Source organism: Rheinheimera pacifica (assembly GCF_900108485.1).
GTDB lineage: Bacteria > Pseudomonadota > Gammaproteobacteria > Enterobacterales > Alteromonadaceae > Alishewanella > Alishewanella pacifica.
This window is the reverse complement of record NZ_FNXF01000013.1, coordinates 38,412-56,109: the sequence shown is the minus strand read 5'-3', so window position 1 is coordinate 56,109 and position 17,698 is coordinate 38,412. Positions and strand designations below refer to the sequence as shown.

General features: G+C 49.7%; 18 protein-coding genes. 14 read left to right on the top strand and 4 right to left on the bottom strand.

From position 1 onward, the window contains the following. Window positions 1-120: 120 nt before the first annotated feature. Entirely contained in the window at window positions 121-2,562 is a 2,442-nt protein-coding gene (plsB, locus tag BLW68_RS15285; protein ID WP_092795256.1) for a glycerol-3-phosphate 1-O-acyltransferase PlsB, read from the top strand. Here plsB and tesB read toward each other — a convergent pair. Further along, window positions 2,559-3,428 carry an acyl-CoA thioesterase II gene (tesB, locus tag BLW68_RS15280; protein ID WP_092795254.1) on the bottom strand — a complete coding sequence of 290 codons (870 nt, stop codon included), beginning with the start codon at window positions 3,426-3,428 and terminating at the stop codon, window positions 2,559-2,561. The genes plsB and tesB overlap by 4 nt on opposite strands. Before the next feature lie 70 nt (window positions 3,429-3,498). On the opposite strand from tesB, the gene BLW68_RS15275 reads away from it, so the two are divergent. Both BLW68_RS15275 and BLW68_RS15270 read left to right on the top strand, forming a co-directional pair. Further along, entirely contained in the window at window positions 3,499-3,957 is a 459-nt protein-coding gene (locus tag BLW68_RS15275) for an EVE domain-containing protein (protein ID WP_092795252.1), read from the top strand. A gap of 54 nt (window positions 3,958-4,011) precedes the next feature. Further along, window positions 4,012-4,242, top strand: a complete 231-nt coding sequence (locus BLW68_RS15270) for a hypothetical protein (RefSeq protein ID WP_092795250.1) — start codon at window positions 4,012-4,014, stop codon at window positions 4,240-4,242. An 8-nt stretch (window positions 4,243-4,250) separates the two neighbouring features. Here BLW68_RS15270 and BLW68_RS15265 read toward each other — a convergent pair whose 3' ends face one another. Together BLW68_RS15265 and BLW68_RS15260 are read right to left on the bottom strand one after the other, a co-directional pair. Beyond that, window positions 4,251-4,745, bottom strand: coding sequence for a hypothetical protein (locus BLW68_RS15265; protein ID WP_092795248.1), 495 nt, complete (start codon window positions 4,743-4,745; stop codon window positions 4,251-4,253). Window positions 4,746-4,790: 45 nt separating this feature from the next. Then, window positions 4,791-6,536, bottom strand: a complete 1,746-nt coding sequence (locus tag BLW68_RS15260) for a DUF885 domain-containing protein (protein ID WP_092795246.1) — start codon at window positions 6,534-6,536, stop codon at window positions 4,791-4,793. Between the two features lie 284 nt (window positions 6,537-6,820). Between BLW68_RS15260 and BLW68_RS15255 the strand changes: the two genes are divergently transcribed. From BLW68_RS15255 to hemB, 11 genes are all read left to right on the top strand, one after another. Further along, complete coding sequence (locus BLW68_RS15255) at window positions 6,821-7,855, top strand: GGDEF domain-containing protein (RefSeq protein WP_092795244.1); 1,035 nt, start codon at window positions 6,821-6,823, stop codon at window positions 7,853-7,855. Window positions 7,856-7,937: 82 nt separating this feature from the next. Beyond that, window positions 7,938-8,693 (top strand): bifunctional demethylmenaquinone methyltransferase/2-methoxy-6-polyprenyl-1,4-benzoquinol methylase UbiE, encoded by a 756-nt coding sequence (ubiE, locus tag BLW68_RS15250; RefSeq protein ID WP_092795242.1) that lies wholly within the window; start codon window positions 7,938-7,940, stop codon window positions 8,691-8,693. Further along, complete coding sequence (locus BLW68_RS15245; protein ID WP_092795240.1) at window positions 8,693-9,301, top strand: ubiquinone biosynthesis accessory factor UbiJ; 609 nt, start codon at window positions 8,693-8,695, stop codon at window positions 9,299-9,301. Before ubiE ends, BLW68_RS15245 begins: the two co-directional genes overlap by 1 nt. After that, on the top strand, window positions 9,301-10,929 hold the full coding sequence (ubiB, locus tag BLW68_RS15240) for a ubiquinone biosynthesis regulatory protein kinase UbiB (RefSeq protein ID WP_092795238.1): 1,629 nt from the start codon (window positions 9,301-9,303) through the stop codon (window positions 10,927-10,929). The genes BLW68_RS15245 and ubiB overlap by 1 nt, the downstream gene beginning before the upstream one ends. Before the next feature lie 72 nt (window positions 10,930-11,001). Further along, entirely contained in the window at window positions 11,002-11,259 is a 258-nt protein-coding gene (tatA, locus tag BLW68_RS15235) for a twin-arginine translocase TatA/TatE family subunit (RefSeq protein WP_092795236.1), read from the top strand. Beyond that, complete coding sequence (gene tatB, locus BLW68_RS15230) at window positions 11,260-11,580, top strand: Sec-independent protein translocase protein TatB (protein WP_092795234.1); 321 nt, start codon at window positions 11,260-11,262, stop codon at window positions 11,578-11,580. It abuts the gene before it with no gap. Then, window positions 11,570-12,331 carry a twin-arginine translocase subunit TatC gene (gene tatC, locus BLW68_RS15225; RefSeq protein WP_092795231.1) on the top strand — a complete coding sequence of 254 codons (762 nt, stop codon included), beginning with the start codon at window positions 11,570-11,572 and terminating at the stop codon, window positions 12,329-12,331. Before tatB ends, tatC begins: the two co-directional genes overlap by 11 nt. Then, on the top strand, window positions 12,328-12,840 hold the full coding sequence (locus tag BLW68_RS15220; protein WP_092795227.1) for a hypothetical protein: 513 nt from the start codon (window positions 12,328-12,330) through the stop codon (window positions 12,838-12,840). Before tatC ends, BLW68_RS15220 begins: the two co-directional genes overlap by 4 nt. After that, a complete protein-coding gene (locus BLW68_RS15215; protein ID WP_092795224.1) occupies window positions 12,840-13,640 on the top strand; it encodes a TatD family hydrolase in 801 nt (266 codons plus the stop codon). The genes BLW68_RS15220 and BLW68_RS15215 overlap by 1 nt, the downstream gene beginning before the upstream one ends. Then, window positions 13,633-14,361, top strand: a complete 729-nt coding sequence (locus BLW68_RS15210; RefSeq protein ID WP_092795222.1) for a GGDEF domain-containing protein — start codon at window positions 13,633-13,635, stop codon at window positions 14,359-14,361. The genes BLW68_RS15215 and BLW68_RS15210 overlap by 8 nt, the downstream gene beginning before the upstream one ends. Beyond that, a complete protein-coding gene (gene hemB / locus BLW68_RS15205; RefSeq protein WP_092795219.1) occupies window positions 14,351-15,355 on the top strand; it encodes a porphobilinogen synthase in 1,005 nt (334 codons plus the stop codon). Before BLW68_RS15210 ends, hemB begins: the two co-directional genes overlap by 11 nt. Here the strand turns inward: hemB and BLW68_RS15200 are convergent. Next, window positions 15,352-17,664 (bottom strand): endonuclease/exonuclease/phosphatase family protein, encoded by a 2,313-nt coding sequence (locus BLW68_RS15200; protein ID WP_218141390.1) that lies wholly within the window; start codon window positions 17,662-17,664, stop codon window positions 15,352-15,354. The two genes, hemB and BLW68_RS15200, sit on opposite strands and share 4 nt — an antisense overlap. Between the last annotated feature and the right edge of the window lie 34 nt (window positions 17,665-17,698).

The window sequence follows — 17,698 nt, the reverse complement described above, 5'->3', positions numbered from 1 at the left end:
TACAGTGAATACTGTCAGTATATACAGCCAAAGTGCAAATGCAAGTATGGCCTGCAGCAGGTAATTTTCCCGCTAACGCTTCCATGCTATGCTAAGCGCCTTTTTTCCAGGGGGTCAGGTATGTTTCGGCCAGTTAAGTTATTTGCTGCCTTGTTAAAATGGCCGATGTGGCCATTGCTGAAGTACAAAGTTGTTCCGGAGCAACCGGTTGCCGAGCTGGCACTGGATACCAGCAGCCCGCTGTTTTATATCTGTACAACCGAATCTGCCGCAGATCTGGCAGCAATAAGGCGTATTTGTGCCAAGTTGGCGCTGCCGGATCCAAATGACAATGTCAGCCTGAACGGCAGCATGCACCCGCGGACGTTATTTCTTGAAAAACCGCATACTCTGCTAGTTAAACGCGGTAAAACCACTGCTCTGGCTCAGGGCCAGGCATTACTGCAGGCTCACCTGGCTGATCCGGCGCTAAACGCACAATTGGTACCAGTATCACTATTGTGGGGCCGGGCACCAGGTAAGGAAAATAGTATTAAAGGCCTGATAGGGGAAGCGCATGCACCCAACTGGCTGGCAAAATTATTAATTGTGCTGCTATCCGGCCGCCATAGCCTGGTACGGTTTAGCCGCCCGGTATCGCTGCAACAAATGGCAGCACAATTTGGCAGCGACGAGCAAACCGCACATAAGCTGCTGCGTATGTCGCGGTTTCATTTTTATCGTCAACGCCTGGCTGCAAACGGGCCTAAGCTGGCTAACCGCCCACAGTTGTTTAATGCTTTGCTGGCAGCACCCGCGCTGAAAAAAGCCATTGATGATGAAGCCAAAGCCAAGCGCATACCGGTAAAAGCCGCCCGGCAAGAAGCACATAAACTGCTGCTGGAAATTGCCGCTGACTACCGGGCATCAACGCTGCGTGTAGGCGACAGAGTACTGCGCTGGTTATGGCATAAACTTTACACCGGCATTAAGGTAAATAACGCTGATATGCTGCGTGACCTGGCACAAAAAGGCCATGAAATTGTCTATATCCCCTGCCATCGCAGCCATATGGATTACCTGCTGCTAAGTTATGTTATTTATCAGCAAGGCTTGGCACCACCGCATATTGCTGCAGGTATTAACCTGAACTTCTGGCCTGCCGGCACCATATTCCGCCGCGGTGGCGCATTTTTTATCCGTCGTAGTTTCAGCGGTAATAAACTGTATTCTGCGGTATTTCGTGAATACTTATGCCAGTTGTTCAGCAAAGGCTATTCAATAAAATACTACACCGAAGGCGGGCGTAGCCGCACAGGCCGCTTACTGCAACCGAAAACCGGCATGCTGGCAATGACGTTGCAGTCTATGCTGCGCGGTATAGAGCGGCCAGTGACGCTGGTACCGGTTTATCTGGGCTACGAGCATGTGATGGAAGTAAACACTTACCTGCGCGAGTTAAAAGGCTCCGGCAAGCAGAAGGAATCGGCCTGGGGCGTGATAAAAGCCATCCGAAACCTGCGTGATTACGGCTATGGTTACGTCAACTTTGGCGAGCCTGTAACACTGAATAACTATCTGAACCAGCACGTACCTGACTGGAAGCAGGATATAGATGCGCTGGAAGTACAAAAACCGCAATGGCTAAACCCGGTAGTTGCGCAACTGGCCGACAATATGATGCAGCGTATTAATCAGGCTGCAGCACTGAACAGCATCAACCTGATAGCCCTGTGTTTATTGGCAACAGACAAACACACTCTAACGCGCACTGAACTGGAACAGCAAATTGACTTCTATCTGGCACTGCAGCGGGCGGCACCTTACCACGGGCAAATGACGCTGCCGCAAGAGCCCGCAGCGCAGTTGGTCGAGCATGCGCTGAGTCTGCAAAAAGTGCAGCAACACAGTGACAGTTTCGGCCAGTTAATCAGCCTGACCGACAACAATGCGATATTACTCAGTTACTATCGCAACAACGTGCTGCATTTATTTATGCTGCCAGCCATTATTGCCAGCAGCATTCTGCATCAGCGGGATATCAGCCAGCAGCAGCTGAATATCGTGGTACAGCAGTTGTATCCACTGCTGCAACAGGAGCTGTTTCTCAGTATCAATACGGTTGAGGCTTACTGCAGTAGCATACTGCAGCATCTGGTTGCTGGCGGGCTGGTTGAGCAAGATGGCGACAGCTACCGGGCACCAACACAGCACAGTACTGGTTACTTTATGCTCAGCTTGCTGGCCAACAACGCCGAGCACACGTTACAGCGCTATGCCATGGTGTTGCAGCTAATCGAAAACCAGGGCCCGCAAAGCCGCGCTGATCTGGAAAAGCACAGCCATGAACTGGCGCAGCGCCTGTTAAGCCTGCATGGTATTACTGCGCCGGAATACTATGATAAACAGCTGTTCAGTACACTACTCAATGCTCTTAAAGACAATGGCTACACTCAAACTGATGAGCAAAGCCGTGTCAGCGCTACCGCGCAGTTGCATCAGCTAAAAGACACAATTAGCTGTTTACTGCGCAATGAAGTACTGCAAAGCATCCACAGCATTATCCCCACCAGAGCGGCTTAGCGGCTGGTGGGGTAAGCGCGGATAACCCCTTCTTGTATGGTAGAAGCAACCAGCACACCGTCGCGGTTAAAAAACTGGCCACGAACCAGGCCACGGCCGCCTGACGCGCTGGGGCTGTCTACGGCATAAAGTAACCAGTCGTCGAAGCGGAAATCCTGATGAAACCACATGGCATGATCAATAGTGGCTACCTGCATATTCGGCGCCATAAACGACTTACCATGTGGCTGCAATGCCGTAGGCAGAAAGTTAAAATCAGATGCATAGGCCAGCAAATATTTATGTACACGTAAGTCATCCGGCATAGCGCCGTTGGCTTTAAACCAGACATAGCGTTTAGCGGCACTTATTTGTGGCTTAAACGGGTTTTGAAAATCCACCGGCCGCATTTCAATCGGCTTTTCACAAATAAACTTACTGCGCAGGCTATCGGGAATCAGCTCGGCGTGTTGTTGATAAAACTCCAGGTCGGATACCAGCTGCTCAGGGCCCGGCACCGTTGGCATTGAGTCCTGATGCTCAAAACCGCTTTCTTCTGCCTGAAAGGACGCTGTTAAATAAAATATCGGTTTACCAAACTGAATGGCACTTACCCGGCGCGTACTAAAACTTTTACCGTCACGAATATTTTCAACTTCATATACTATCGGCTTGCTAGCGTCGCCGGGGCGTAAAAAATAAGAATGAAACGAATGTACTTTACGCTCTTCGGCCATGGTTTCTTTTGCAGCAGATAATGCCTGCCCCATCACCTGGCCACCAAATACCGCCTTAAAACCCAAATCCTGGCTTTGGCCACGATACAGGCCCTGCTCTATGGTTTCCAGTTTCAGTAATGCCAGCAAATTCTGTAATACCTGACTCATAGCCCCACCTTCTGTTCCGTTGCGGTAAAATATAATGATATTCTGCCGCAAACTACGGAGATCAGCAAAGATGGCTTATTGGTTATTTAAAACAGAACCGTCCGAATGCAGTATTGATGATTTTGCCAATGCTCCCGACACGCCAATAGTGTGGGAGGGCGTGCGTAATTATCAGGCGCGTAATATGCTGCGCGACGGTGTGAAATCTGGCGATAAGGTGTTTATCTACCACTCCAGTTGCAAACTGATCGGAGTAGCCGGCATTACCAGAGTTGTGCGGTCGGCTTATCCTGATCCCAGCCAGTTTAATTCAGCAAGCATTTATTTTGACAGTAAATCTTCAACAGATAACCCGCGCTGGATAGCCGTAGATCTGATATTTGAACGCAAACTGCCAGCGATAATTTCGCTGGACAAACTAAAAAGCTCGGCTAAGCTCAGTGGGCTGCCTGTTGTACAAAAAGGCAGCAGGCTTTCTGTTATGCCGGTTAACGAAGCGCAATGGCAAACCATAATGCAGCTTGTCTGATCCGCATACCTGATGTAACCTGAAACCTGTTGTACCTGGTAGTTGGAGCCTGACATGACACACGAACGGCGCCAGATGGATAAGGATATACATTATTTCTGGGAAGATCTTAATCTGGCACAAAAGTTTTCTGTCGCTGAATTACAGCGATTTGGTTACGATTTATTGTTCGTTCGCCATATGGCCGAAGGTAACCTTGCGGTGCTGACAGCAGATGGCAAAATAGCCGCTATTGATATTGAAGGGCAGATTGACACCGAGCCCAGCGTTATTCTACGACACTGAATACGAACTCAGGCGCTGTTAAGCTGCGCCTGAGTTTCTTCTGCCAGCGCTACGGCAACGGTACATAACTGCAAATACGATATCAGGCTGTTGTTCTGCCATAATGCCGTAAGGCGGCTATGCTTTATCATCATCAATTCCAGTTGACCAAACTCCAGCGTTTTATGCTGCCGTAAATACAATTTAATGGTTTGTTGTGCCGGTACTGCTTTGCTACAGGACTCGCGGGTAACCAGCGGTAATAACTGACATATTAATTGTATCGCCGCCATTTCCTGCTTACTTAACCGCGACTCAAGTACCAGCTTGCTTAACCGCTGTTCAAGCAGCATTTTTTGCTGCTCGGCCAGCTGAAACACCGCCTGCTGCATACGCAATAATTCCTGCTCACGTTGTTGCAACTTAGCTTGCAGGCTTTTGTTTGTTTTACCAACCAATTCCATCTGCCACAGTATGTACAGCAACGCTAAAACTAACACGCCTATCAACAACATCCACACCATGCGGCTTTACTTCCTGTTTATCCCGGTTGCTGCCAGACTGTACAACTAGGTTTTTTGCTGCCGGGCAATGTAAGCACGAACCTGCTGTTCCAGCACTGCCAGCGGCACGCTGCCATTACTTAGCACCACGTCATGAAACTCGCGCACATTAAAACGCTCGCCCAATGCCTGCTCGGCTTCTGCGCGCAGCTGCTTAATGGTAATTTCACCCAATTTATAAGACAGCGCCTGTGCCGGCCAGCTGATATAGCGATCTATTTCGGTCGTTACGTTGTGCATCGATAAAGCGGTGTTCTGCGCCAGAAAATCTATCGCCTGTTGACGGCTCCAGCCCATGGTATGCATGCCGGTGTCTACCACCAACCGCGCAGCACGCCACATTTCATAGGTCAGGCGGCCAAAATTGCTGTAGGGTTCCTGATAAAAGCCCATTTCCAATCCCAGATACTCAGCGTACAACCCCCAGCCTTCGCCGAAAGCTGAGGTATAAAAGCTACGGCGGTAGTCTGGCAATTCGGCATGTTCACGCGCCAGTGCAATCTGTAAATGATGACCTGGCACAGCTTCGTGCAGAGTCAGGGCTTCCATTTCGTATAATGGCCTGCGATCCAGCGCATAAGTATTAACCCAGTAGAAACCGGCCTGATCATCCCGCGTCGGCCCTGAATAGCGGCCAGTAGTGTATTTAGGGGCAATTTCTGCCGGTACCGGAACCACACCATAAGGTGTACGCGGCAGAGTTTTAAATAATTTTGGTAGTTCGGCATCAGCTTTTTTCGCCAGATAAGCGGCATAGCGCATCAACTCATCGGGTGTTTTGGCATAAAATTGCGGATCGGTACGCAAGTACTGGATAAATTCAGCAAAACTGCCGGTAAAGCAAAGCTGATCAATTACCTGCTGCATCTGTGCCCGGATGCGCTTTACCTCATCCAGCCCGGTTTGATGTACCTGCTGTGGTGTCAGCTTTAGTGTGGTGTAATGCTCCAGCCGGTTTTGGTAAAACGCAGCGCCGTCTGGTAAAGCGCTGGCGGCAATAGTGTCGCGGGCACCTGGCAGATACTCTTTAACCATAAAATCATAAAACGCCTGATAGGCCGGGTTTACTGCCTGTGTAATCTGCTCAACGGCCTGGGCGGTAAGCTGCTGCCATTCAGTTTCGCTGATAAATGCCGGTTTACGGTTAAAAGGTTGATAGAACACGCTTTGCGTAGGGTCCTGTACAACATAGGAAATAATGCTTTGTTCAAAGCCTTTCAGCACAGCCTTAGGTTGGGTTACGCCTTTAGCCAGGCCCTGCTTCATCCAGTCTGTTTGCTGCTGCATATAACGGGGAATAGCAGCGAGTTTTTGCAAATAGTGCTGATAATCTGCTGCCGTTTTAAAGCTGCCACGCTGCACCATAAAGCCAAGGTTGGTATGAAAGCCGGATTCTGAAGTCAGCGGCATTAAATGTGCGCCAAAGCGGTATTCATCAATCTGATCGGCCAGACGATAGGCTAAAATTGCATGGTTAATCTGGTTTTGTTCAGACAGTGCTTTAACATCAATCTGTTGTAACCTGGCCTGCCAGCCCAGACGCTGTTGGTGCCGCTGCTCCAGCGCCTGTGGCGACATATCGGTCAGCTCGCCCGGTGCTGTTTCATTGAGTTGCTGTTGTGCCTGCCACAGTTGTTGTGCCAGTTCGGTAAACTGCTTGTCACTATTGTGCGCCGTTGTTGCGCACGCCGACAATAAAACTGTACACATTACAGTTAAAAACAGTGATTTAATATTTACAGTGGTTTTCATTTTGGTTATTCCCACAAAAAAGACGCTTCGATTGTATCTGCTTTATTCACAGATTACAGGCAACTAAACCAGACAAAGCTGCTTTTTACCGTTTTTACTACCAAAGTAGGGTTGGCTGAGTGTCGATAATCCGGCCAATCTGATGTTAAATTCAACAGCTGTATTTTTTTGTCAGACAGAGCTGTTGCCTGTCGCACAGAATCGCGTACTATGGGCTTAGCGATGTATTCGTTAACAAATCAGGCGCGAAACAGCAGCCTGCCAGCGGAGTTATACGTGGTCTTATGAAGTATCAGGATTCACTGGAACAAGCCAGCGAGAAAGCCGCGCAGGTAAAAGTATTTTTACAGCGTGCCGGCCTTGCAGCTCATCCGGTAAATTATGCTGTGTGCTACGACTATATCAGCGGTCATCACGCTGCGCTGTGCACTGCAATTGAACATAAGCTGAGTGCAAAAACTCCGTTTGATGACTTTATTATGGCGGATTTATATAGCCGCTATCTGACCCCGGCCAACCCACAACAAGAACAACTGTTACAGGATGCCTCGGGCATTGTCAGCCGCCTTACCGGTTATACCGATCTTGCTGCTGAGCAAGTTGCCGATTACTTGCAACAGCTGGATTTCAGCTTACTGCAATTGCAGCAACAACAGCAAAATGGCGAAAATATCCTTTCGGCGGTAGAACAACTGCGTCAGCAAACGCAAGAGTTCCGCTCCGGTCAGTATCAGTTGCAACAGCAATTGGAACAAGCCAATCAACAAAGCCATCAGTTACGGCATGAACTGGAACAACTTAAGTTACAACGTCAGTTGGATCCGCTAACCGGCTTATATAACCGCTCGGCGATGCAACATCAGCTGGAGTTATGGTTTACTGAGCAACCTGGCCGGCGGGTGGCCGCCATTGCTATAGATCTGGATCATTTCAGCCGCTTTAACCAGGATTATGGCAGTGCTATTGGTGACGTTATTTTGTCGAAAGTAGCACGTAAAATCAGCAGTTATGTGCAAAGCAGTGGTTTACCGGTGCGCGCGGGCGGAGAAGAGTTTCTGATCCTGCTGCCGGATGTCGATTTACGCAGCGCCAGTGAAATTGCTGAACAGGTGCGCCGCGGTGTGGAAAAACTGCGTTTTGTCTCAGCCCGCAGTAAGAAAGCCTTACCCAAAGTGACTATTTCATTGGGCGTATCTTTGTATCAGCACAGTGAAAACTGGTATCAGTTTTTAGCACGCACTACCGACGTATTAACACTGGCCAAACAGCGCGGCCGGAATCAGGTTGCCAGCGAAACTATGCTGGCGCTGCCCGCTTAGGTTATAAAAGCCAACAGATAAGTTGGCTGGCGCAGCTTTATCTTTTACACTAGCCACATTTCTTCGCCAACAGGCCTGCAGCATGACAGATCAGAACCCTAACACTACGCACTTTGGCTTTAAAACCGTTGCCGCCGAGCAGAAAGTGTCAATGGTAGCGAATGTGTTTCATTCCGTCGCCGCCAAATACGATGTGATGAACGACTTAATGTCGCTTGGCATTCACCGGCTGTGGAAACGGTTCACTATCGACTGCAGCGGTGTGCGCCCGGGCCAACAGGTGCTTGATCTGGCCGGCGGTACCGGTGATATCACGGCGTTGTTTTCAAAACGGGTCGGGCCAGGCGGCAAAGTCGTACTGGCAGACATTAATGCCTCTATGCTTAATGTGGGCCGCGACAAACTGCGCGATCTGGGTTTGGTCAACAATATTGAATATGTACAGGCCAATGCCGAAGCCCTGCCCTTTGCCGATAACAGTTTTGACATTATCAGTATTGGTTTTGGTTTACGTAACGTAACTGATAAAGACGCAGCACTGCGCTCTATGTTCCGGGTATTAAAGCCAGGTGGTCGTTTGCTGGTGCTGGAGTTTTCTAAACCAGAACAGCAATGGCTAAGCAAGGTGTATGATCTGTACTCGTTTAAACTACTGCCCACTATTGGCCAACTGGTTGCCAACGACAAAGAAAGCTATCAGTATCTGGCTGAGTCTATCCGTATGCATCCGGATCAGGAGACGCTGAAAAGCATGATGCAGGACGCCGGCTTTGCCGAAGTCAGCTACCACAACCTGACCGGCGGCATAGTAGCATTACACCGGGGCTATAAATTCTGATGTTACCTTTACTGCCCCAGCTACTGTGCGCCGTGGCAGAAAAAACCATGGCCCGGTTAATTGCTATGGATCCTCTGGCTGCAGGCAGGCTTGGCCGGTTATATGGTAAGCAGTTATCGTTCCGGCTACGGGAGTGGCCGGTTACACTGGTACTCAGTGCCAGCGCTCAGGGCATTTTATTTAATCAGCATGACGAAGCGGTAGATTGTGCAATAGAAACTGACTTAGCCAGCCTGCGTTTGCTACGCGACCCCAGCCAGCTAACCCGGCTGATAAAAGCCGATGCACTGCAAATAGACGGCGATATTCAGGTTGCGCAGCAGTACAGCCATTTTTTCCAGCAGCTTGATCCGGACTGGCAGCAAACACTGTCTGCCTATGTCGGGGACGCCAGCGCGCATAAAATTGCACTGAGCTTACGCCATATACATCAGTATCTGAGTGGTAAAACCGCAGCTTTACATCAGCTTAGTGCTGAACTGGCGCAAGATGAACTGCAATTAACCCCCACTGCTATTGAGATGACCCAATTTAGTGCCGCCGTCAGCGAATTGGCAGCCAAAGTTGATGTTATGCAGCAACAACTGCAAGCTTTTCAGGAGTTATAGTGCGTATCAGCCGTTTTTATCAAATCCAGAAAACCCTTTTGCAGTTCGGCCTGGATGAATTGATCCCCGCACAATGGCAACCCTGGTATGCGCGGATGTTGCGCCGCAGTTTGTTCTGGCTGCGTAACCGCCACCCGGACCAGCCAGTTGGCGTGCGGTTGCGGTTGGCGCTGCAAAGCCTGGGCCCGGTTTGGGTTAAATTCGGCCAGATGTTGTCAACCCGTCGTGACTTGTTTCCACCACAGCTAGCCGACGAGCTGGCCAAGCTACAGGATAAAGTACCGCCCTTTGACGGTGCCAAAGCACAGCAGCTGATTGAACAAGCACTGGAGCTGGATAACATTGCCCAGCTGTTTGCTGACTTTAACCAGACTCCGCTGGCATCAGCCTCTATTGCTCAGGTACATACCGCACAACTACTGCAGGCCGATGGCAGCCTGGCAGATGTCGTGATTAAAGTTATCCGGCCAGACATTAAGCAACAAATCCTGGCAGATTTAGCCTTGATGGATACTCTGGCTGATGCGGCAGCACGCTTTTTACCCGATGGTAAGCGTTTACGACCACGTGAGGTGGTATCGGAATACCGTAAAACTATTCTGGATGAACTGGATCTGCAACGTGAAGCCGCCAACGCTATTCAGTTGCGGCGCAACTTCGAAGGCTCAGACTCGTTGTATATTCCCTTTGTCTACAGCGATTACAGCCGCGCCAATGTGATGGTAATGGAGCGGATTTACGGCATACCGGTAGCGGATATTGCGGCGCTTGAAGCACAGGGCACTGATATGGAGCTGCTGGCCAAACGTGGTGTGGAAGTGTTTTTTACTCAGGTATTCCGCGACAGCTTCTTTCATGCTGACATGCACCCGGGCAATATTTTTGTCTCCCGCGAAACCCCGGCGAACCCAAAATATATTGGTATTGACTGCGGCATTGTCGGCACATTAAATGCGGAAGATAAGCGTTATCTGGCGGAAAACTTTGTTGCCTTTTTTAACCGCGATTATAAAAAAGTAGCCCAGTTACATGTGGACTCCGGCTGGGTACCGGCCCATACCAAAGTAGAAGAGTTTGAAAGTGCCATTCGCACCGTATGCGAGCCTATTTTTCAAAAGCCACTGGCTGAAATCTCGTTTGGCCATGTACTACTGAACCTGTTCAGCACTGCCCGACGTTTTGATATGCAAGTTCAGCCGCAGTTGGTGTTATTACAGAAAACACTGTTGTATATTGAAGGACTGGGCCGCCAGCTGTATCCGCAACTGGATTTATGGAAAACAGCAAAACCATTTTTGGAAAACTGGGTCAAACAGCAGGTTGGTCTACCGGCTATATGGCGTCAGGTTAAAGAAAACCTGCCATTTTGGGCAGAAAAATTGCCACAAATGCCAAATCTGCTGCATCAGTACCTTGAACAAGGCCCCAGACAACAAAGACAACTGTTACAACAGCTACAGCAACTGGCAGGCCAGCAGCAAAAAGCCAGACAACAAATAGTTGCGGCTACGTTTGCAGCGGCGGCACTGATCAGTGCTAGTATAGTGTTCAGTATCGGCAACCACACTCTGGCAGTATTATTGCTGGCGGTAAGTGCAGGCTTTGGCGTTAAAGCGTTTGTGCGATAATAGATTTGTCATAACAACGACATATACTGCGCCGGACACAGACAGTGTCAGGCATTAATCAGAGGAAACAGCATGTTCGGCAATATTAGTATTTGGCAGTTACTTATCGTCTTAGCCATCATAGTTTTACTGTTCGGCACTAAAAAGCTGCGCGGTATAGGCACAGATTTAGGCTCGGCAATAAAGGGGTTTCGCAGTTCCATTAAAGACTCACCATCTGACGATGAAGCAGCAGAACAGCCAGCACAGCTGAACGAACAAAGTAAAGCGGCTAGCAGCACGAATAAAAATGCGGCCACTGAGGCCAGCGACACTAAAGATAAAGTGTAAATGGGTTTCTGGGAGCTGGTTGTGATTGGCGTTGTCGCCTTGCTGGTACTGGGGCCAGAGCGGCTGCCCGGTGCTATTCGCTCGGTGCATAAGACCGTGCGCAGCATTAAGCAGTTCGGACAACAGATGCAGGCAGAGCTAAATGATGATTTGCGAACCCATGAACTGCATCAGAAATTGAAAGATGCTGAAGCCAAAGGCCTGCTTAACCTGACAGAGCAGGAAAAAGCGGCGCTGGCTGAGTTGAAACAAGCGGCTGCTGATGTAAACACGCCCATTTCTTCGATAACCAGCAGTAAAGATAATAAACATGAGCTTTAACGCCAACCCCGACAGTTTACTCGGACATTTAATCGAACTACGCAATCGTCTGCTACGCTGCGTTGTGGCGGTAATAATTGTCTTCGCCTGTCTGGCCGCTTTTGCGCAAGAAATATATCACATACTGGCACAGCCGCTGATGGCGGTATTGCCGGAAAATAGCAGCATGATTGCAACCGATGTCGCTGCGCCCTTTTTTGCACCGTTTAAATTAACCTTTATTGTTGCTATATGCGTTGCCATTCCTTATATCCTGCTACAAGTGTGGCAGTTTATAGCACCAGCGCTGTATAGCCGCGAAAAACGGCTGATGGCGCCACTGGTGATAAGCAGTACGTTACTGTTTTATAGCGGTATAGCTTTTGCGTATTTTATTGTCTTTCCAATTATTTTTGGTTTTTTTACCAGTGTTGCACCGGAAGGGGTCACTGTAGCTACCGATATCAGCAATTACCTTGATTTTGTACTGAAGCTATTTTTTGCTTTTGGCCTGTCGTTTGAAATTCCGGTAGCCATTTTGCTGATGGTCTGGACCGGTGTTACTACCCGTGCCGAGCTGGCAGAAAAGCGCCCTTATATTGTCGTTGGCGCTTTTATTTTAGGCATGATGCTGACACCACCTGATGTACTGTCGCAAACCTTACTGGCGGTACCTATGTGGTTATTATTTGAACTTGGCCTGGCACTCAGCCGCTTTTATCAACCAGCCACTACCGAAAAAACAGAAGAAAAACAGGAAGATTCACTATGAAAGTAATATTAGCGGCTTTAATTGCCGTTACCAGCCTGCCCGTTGCAGCTATACCACTAGAGCAGGCACTGGAGCTTTGCCGTGCTGAGCAAAATGCGTTGCGCCGTTTAAGCTGTTATGACGCTATTCCGGCAGTCACTGCAACTACTGTGACACCCAATAATACTGCTACACCGGCAACAACAACTGCTGCAGCGCCAGCTGCAGCAGTTGCTGCGACTAACACCACAGTACAAAAACAGCCTGCAGCAGACTTTGGTATTGAGCACCGTAAGGTAGACGAAGACGCGCCGGATCAACTTTACCTGAGCGTAAAAGAAGTGCGTTATAGCCCACGCAAAGAGCTTATTGTCGAGTTTGATAATGGCCAGATTTGGCGTCAGAACGGCACCGATTATTATAAAATCGCTGCCGGTGAACAACATTATATAAAACGTGGCGCGCTAAATTCGTTTTTTCTGGGCAATGATATTAACAACCGTACTATCCGTGTCCGGCGTGAACAGTAATGTGGTGTGATATCGGTGTCAATCTGTTCAGCAGCCAGTTTGATAACGACAGGGCAGCTGTAATTGAGCGGGCAGCACAGGCTGACGTAGCTCAATTGTTGTTGATTGGCAGCGATATCGATGAGAGCCGGCAGAATATTACTTTTTGCCAGCAGCACCGTAGTTGTGTTAGTACCGCTGGTGTGCACCCACATCAGGCAGCTAATGTTAAATCTGACTGGCTGATACAGCTGCAAGCGTTAAGCAGACAAGCTGAAGTGGTAGCTATTGGCGAGTGTGGTCTCGATTTTAACCGTGACTTCTCTCCCAGAGATCAGCAACAACAGGTTTTTGCAGAACAATTACAACTGGCAGGCCTATGTGGTAAACCGGTTTACCTGCATGAACGCGATGCCTTTACTACTCAGCTTGCCATGCTAAAAGAACAGCAAGTCAGCCATGGTGTAGTGCATTGTTTTACCGGCGATGTAGCGCAGTTAAAGGCTTATCTGGAACTGGGGCTTTATATTGGTATTACCGGCTGGGTGTGTGATGAACGCCGTGGTGAAGCCTTGCAGCAGGCACTGAGTTATATCCCAGCTGACAAACTGTTGCTGGAAACCGATGCCCCTTATTTACTGCCCCGCACTATGCAGCCTAAACCTAAAAGCCGCCGTAATGAACCGGCTTACCTGCCGGTTATTGCCCAAATGGTAGCCCGGCTAACTAATCGTAGCATGGACGAGCTGGCAACACTGACATGGCAAAACAGCCGCCGTTTATTTGGTTTTCAACATAGCTTGAGCACTGCTTATGCCTGAACTGCTGCCGTACTTTTTTATAGGCATGATAACCGGCATTGGTATCACAGGTGTGCTTGGCGCTATTAAACTCATGCGCTGGCAACGTACCGCCGCAGAGCTGGAGAGCCAGCTACGCAGCCACAGTTTTGAACTGCAAATTGCACTGGAAGAGCTGGCAGAAAAAAACCAGTTGCTACAGCAACAAACCGAAACTGATGCCCTTTCCGGTGTATTTAACCGCGCCTATTTTAACCGGCAAATGAATGCTGAATTAAAACGCAGCCGCCGCGAACAGCGCCCGCTTGCGTTGGTATTACTGGATATTGATTACTTTAAACAAGTTAATGACAATCATGGGCATCTGGCCGGTGATCAGGTGATAAAAACAGTTGCCCGCTTAATTCAGCAATTGGTAAAACGCCCGGGCGATAAGCTATGCCGCTACGGCGGTGAAGAGTTTGCACTGATACTGCCCAACACCGATCTGGATGGCGCAGCAGATTTGGCAGAGCAAATTCGCCAACAGCTGGATAGCAGCACTCAGCCACCGGCAGTTACCCTGAGTGCGGGTTGTTACAGCGCGATTCCGGGTACACATAGCGATTGTGACGAATATATAAATTTCGCCGATAAAGCCTTATACAGCGCTAAAGCCAACGGCAGAAATCAGGTACAGAGTTATCCGCCCGGGCAACGTAGAATTAGCCCTGAGCGCACAGGAGAGCTGCATGAATACTAACCGTTTCTTCCCCGCCAGCCGTTTACGCCGTATGCGTGAACATGATTTCAGCCGCCGCTTAATGGCAGAAAACCAGTTGACGGTGAATGACTTAATTTACCCGATGTTTATTATCGAAGGTGATAATAAACGCGAAGCCATTGCCTCTATGCCCGGTATTGAGCGCCTTAGCCTCGACCTGCTGCTGGTTGAAGCCAAAGAGCTTGCCGAGCTGGGCATTCCGGCCATAGCCCTGTTTCCGGTTACCTCTGCGGATAAAAAGTCACTGCAGGCCGAAGAAGCTTGGAATCCGGAAGCCTTAGCACAGCGCGCGGTGCGGCTGCTAAAACAACAGGTGCCTGAGCTTGGTATTATTACAGATGTTGCATTAGATCCGTTTACCACTCATGGTCAGGACGGCATTATTGATGACAATGGCTATGTCATCAATGACATTACAACTGCCGCTCTGATTAAGCAGGCACTGTCGCATGCCCAAGCCGGTGCTGATGTCATAGCGCCATCGGATATGATGGACGGCCGCATCGGCGCCATTCGCGAAGCGCTGGAAGAGGCTGGCTTTGTTAACACCCGCATTATGGCTTATTCAGCCAAGTATGCCTCAAGCTATTACGGCCCGTTTCGCGATGCGGTGGGTTCTGCCGGTAATTTAAAGGGTGGCAATAAAAAAACCTACCAGATGGATCCGGCCAACAGCAACGAAGCCTTACACGAAGTAGCACAGGATCTGGAAGAAGGCGCCGATATGGTAATGGTGAAACCCGGTATGCCATACCTGGATATAGTACGCCGGGTAAAAGATGAATTTGGCGTACCAACCTTTGCCTATCAGGTCAGTGGCGAATATGCCATGCATATGGCCGCCATTCAAAATGGCTGGCTGGCTGAGCAACCGGTGATTATGGAATCATTACTCGCATTTAAACGTGCCGGTGCCGACGGCATTTTGACCTATTTCGCCAAAAAAGCAGCCATTTGGCTAAAACAGGCTTAATCTGTCATTGAAGCTGCGTCGTGCGGGATCCGCAATTGCACCAGTAAGGGTAAATGGTCTGATGCCACCTTCGCCAATTGAGAGCTGGGTATGTCGACTGCTGTTACCGCCACAGCCTGGCTGACAAAAATATGATCAATACGTAAGGCAGCAAACCGGCTGGGAAAAGTACCTGCTGGCCGGTGCTGCGCCAGCAAAGTTTGCGAATCCTGCAACTGGGCTGTAATACGCCGGCACACTTGCGAGTTGGGCTGCGCATTCAAGTCACCGCACAGCACCACTGGCCCACGGCAATCTGCGTGGCCCAGCCAGTCTTTACCCAGCAAACAGTCTATCTGCGCCAGCCGCTCGCGCGGCTGCAACCCCAGATGGGTATTAATAATCTGCACTTCCTGGCCATTAAACTGCACCGCAGCCCAAATCGCACCTCGAGGTTCCAATTTCGGCCTGTCAGCCAGGCCCGGTAACGGCCCGGCCTTTACTAACCGTAGTGGCAGATGGGTTAGAATAGCATCGCCGTAACGTTCTTCTTCCATGTGCATAGCCGGATGAAAATGAAACTCCATTTCCAGATACCGGGCTATAAGCTGGGCCTGATCTAAGCCCAAACTGCGATCTCGCCCAACATCCAATTCTTGCAGTGCAACTACATCAGGGTTAGCCTGCGCAATCACTCTGGCTACACGCTCTACATCCACTTTGCCATCCAGGCCGATGCAGCTATGTACGTTGTAAGTCATTACCCGTAAGGTGTCTGTTTGTTCTGCCGGCCGTGCAGAGCGGCTGGGCGCTTGCTGTTGCGGCGAACGACCAAGATAGTGTAAAGCAGCATGATATAAATCACGCGGGCGCAGATAGCTGTTATTGCCAGACACTAAAAGCGTATCTGCCGGTAATAAAGCAAAACCATTGGTTTCCTCTGGCGTGGCACCGGCATGGGCGCCATTTTCATCGGCAAACGACTGCGCGGTTACGCCGTTGCGCCAGCCCATTACAACCAGATCGCCGGCATCAGCGTGCTGACACAACCGCAATAAATCGTCACTGAGACTGTCCAGAAACGGATGCTCAGCGCCGAATATACGCGCACTGTCATGTGGCAGATAGAAGTCACCATCATCCGTTGTCGCCCGCAGCAGGTCAGGCGCTTCAAGCCGCAGTACCAGCGGGACTTTATGCTCCACCACTAATTCAGTCGCAACAAAATGGTAGTCTTGCTCTGTCAGCGGCGCCGGAAAATAAATATGCCCTACCGGCCCAAGCGCAGCAACCTGAATAGCTGCCTCAGTTACCCTATCCTGGCCAGCATTGGCAGGGCCGCCGCGTACAGCAAATAACCGTTGTACTTTATTGCCGCCCAGTAATCTGACCCGTTGAGTCTGGATGCTGTCAGCCTTCCGCACACTGGGGCTGACAGGCTGTGCATGTAACCTGGCAAAGCTTTGCTCTACCGCCTGCTCCAACGAATAGCCCCGCAGCTGATGATAAGGCTTCACTTTTGCCTGACCATGATCGGAATAGATCCATACTTCATATCTGCGCCACTGTGCACGGTTAGCCGCACGCCACAGCCTGGCAATGCTGTCGTCTATGCCTTTTAGTGTCCAGTGCGCAAATAAAGAAGACGGGCCACGCCGGTGTGATTGTTCGTCATAACCCAGAAAGTTGATATGTACCACTGGCATGCCACGACTGAGGTCAATTTTGCCACCGATAACGCAAAGCTCACGCAACACTATAGAAATAGCCACCCGGGTAGGCACAAACTTAAGCTCACTGAAAAAGTCATGCCCTTTGATTAAACCGCGGAAAAAGTCACCCAGTGCCAGCCCAAGCTCAAGAAAAAACAGCCCGATAATTCGCAGTACACTGTATAAATTAGTAATAATCAGCACCAGTAGTACCAACGGATTTGCACTGCGTAAAGCCGGCCCCCAGCCCAAAGCAGAAGCACAAAAGTGTGACTCTGCAGCTCCGCCGGTATAAATATTAGAATAAGCGCTGCCGTCCTTTAGCAGTGCCTCATCGCTCATCTTCGTCAGCCGATCTTCTACCTGAGCTGCAGTATCAGGTTGCAGCATTTTTACCACACTGCCAGAGCAGTGATCACAATATGAAAATGCCGGCACGGCAGTTTTAACACCATAAAACAGTTCAGCCTGCACTGCCGGTGTCGTAGCTGGCAAGCCGGAATAATGCGCATGTAAGGTGTAATGTTCTTTCTTTAGCAGGCGGCGTAAAAATGGCATTTCGCCACGGTCTAAAGCGCGTTGCAATTCTGGCTGCGACAACCCGTCTATTTGCAACATAAGAAGCCCTGGCCGCACCCCTGAGCCGGTTGAA

Excerpts from the sequence above, each read along its gene's own strand:
- plsB (WP_092795256.1), top strand. The coding sequence starts at position 121 with ATGTTTCGGCCAGTTAAGTTATTTGCTGCCTTGTTAAAATGGCCGATG.
- tesB (WP_092795254.1), bottom strand. The coding sequence starts at position 3,428 with ATGAGTCAGGTATTACAGAATTTGCTGGCATTACTGAAACTGGAAACC.
- BLW68_RS15275 (WP_092795252.1), top strand. The coding sequence starts at position 3,499 with ATGGCTTATTGGTTATTTAAAACAGAACCGTCCGAATGCAGTATTGAT.
- BLW68_RS15270 (WP_092795250.1), top strand. The coding sequence starts at position 4,012 with ATGACACACGAACGGCGCCAGATGGATAAGGATATACATTATTTCTGG.
- BLW68_RS15265 (WP_092795248.1), bottom strand. The coding sequence starts at position 4,745 with ATGGTGTGGATGTTGTTGATAGGCGTGTTAGTTTTAGCGTTGCTGTAC.
- BLW68_RS15260 (WP_092795246.1), bottom strand. The coding sequence starts at position 6,536 with ATGAAAACCACTGTAAATATTAAATCACTGTTTTTAACTGTAATGTGT.
- BLW68_RS15255 (WP_092795244.1), top strand. The coding sequence starts at position 6,821 with ATGAAGTATCAGGATTCACTGGAACAAGCCAGCGAGAAAGCCGCGCAG.
- ubiE (WP_092795242.1), top strand. The coding sequence starts at position 7,938 with ATGACAGATCAGAACCCTAACACTACGCACTTTGGCTTTAAAACCGTT.
- BLW68_RS15245 (WP_092795240.1), top strand. The coding sequence starts at position 8,693 with ATGTTACCTTTACTGCCCCAGCTACTGTGCGCCGTGGCAGAAAAAACC.
- tatA (WP_092795236.1), top strand. The coding sequence starts at position 11,002 with ATGTTCGGCAATATTAGTATTTGGCAGTTACTTATCGTCTTAGCCATC.
- tatB (WP_092795234.1), top strand. The coding sequence starts at position 11,260 with ATGGGTTTCTGGGAGCTGGTTGTGATTGGCGTTGTCGCCTTGCTGGTA.
- tatC (WP_092795231.1), top strand. The coding sequence starts at position 11,570 with ATGAGCTTTAACGCCAACCCCGACAGTTTACTCGGACATTTAATCGAA.
- BLW68_RS15220 (WP_092795227.1), top strand. The coding sequence starts at position 12,328 with ATGAAAGTAATATTAGCGGCTTTAATTGCCGTTACCAGCCTGCCCGTT.
- BLW68_RS15215 (WP_092795224.1), top strand. The coding sequence starts at position 12,840 with ATGTGGTGTGATATCGGTGTCAATCTGTTCAGCAGCCAGTTTGATAAC.
- BLW68_RS15210 (WP_092795222.1), top strand. The coding sequence starts at position 13,633 with ATGCCTGAACTGCTGCCGTACTTTTTTATAGGCATGATAACCGGCATT.
- hemB (WP_092795219.1), top strand. The coding sequence starts at position 14,351 with ATGAATACTAACCGTTTCTTCCCCGCCAGCCGTTTACGCCGTATGCGT.
- BLW68_RS15200 (WP_218141390.1), bottom strand. The coding sequence starts at position 17,664 with ATGTTGCAAATAGACGGGTTGTCGCAGCCAGAATTGCAACGCGCTTTA.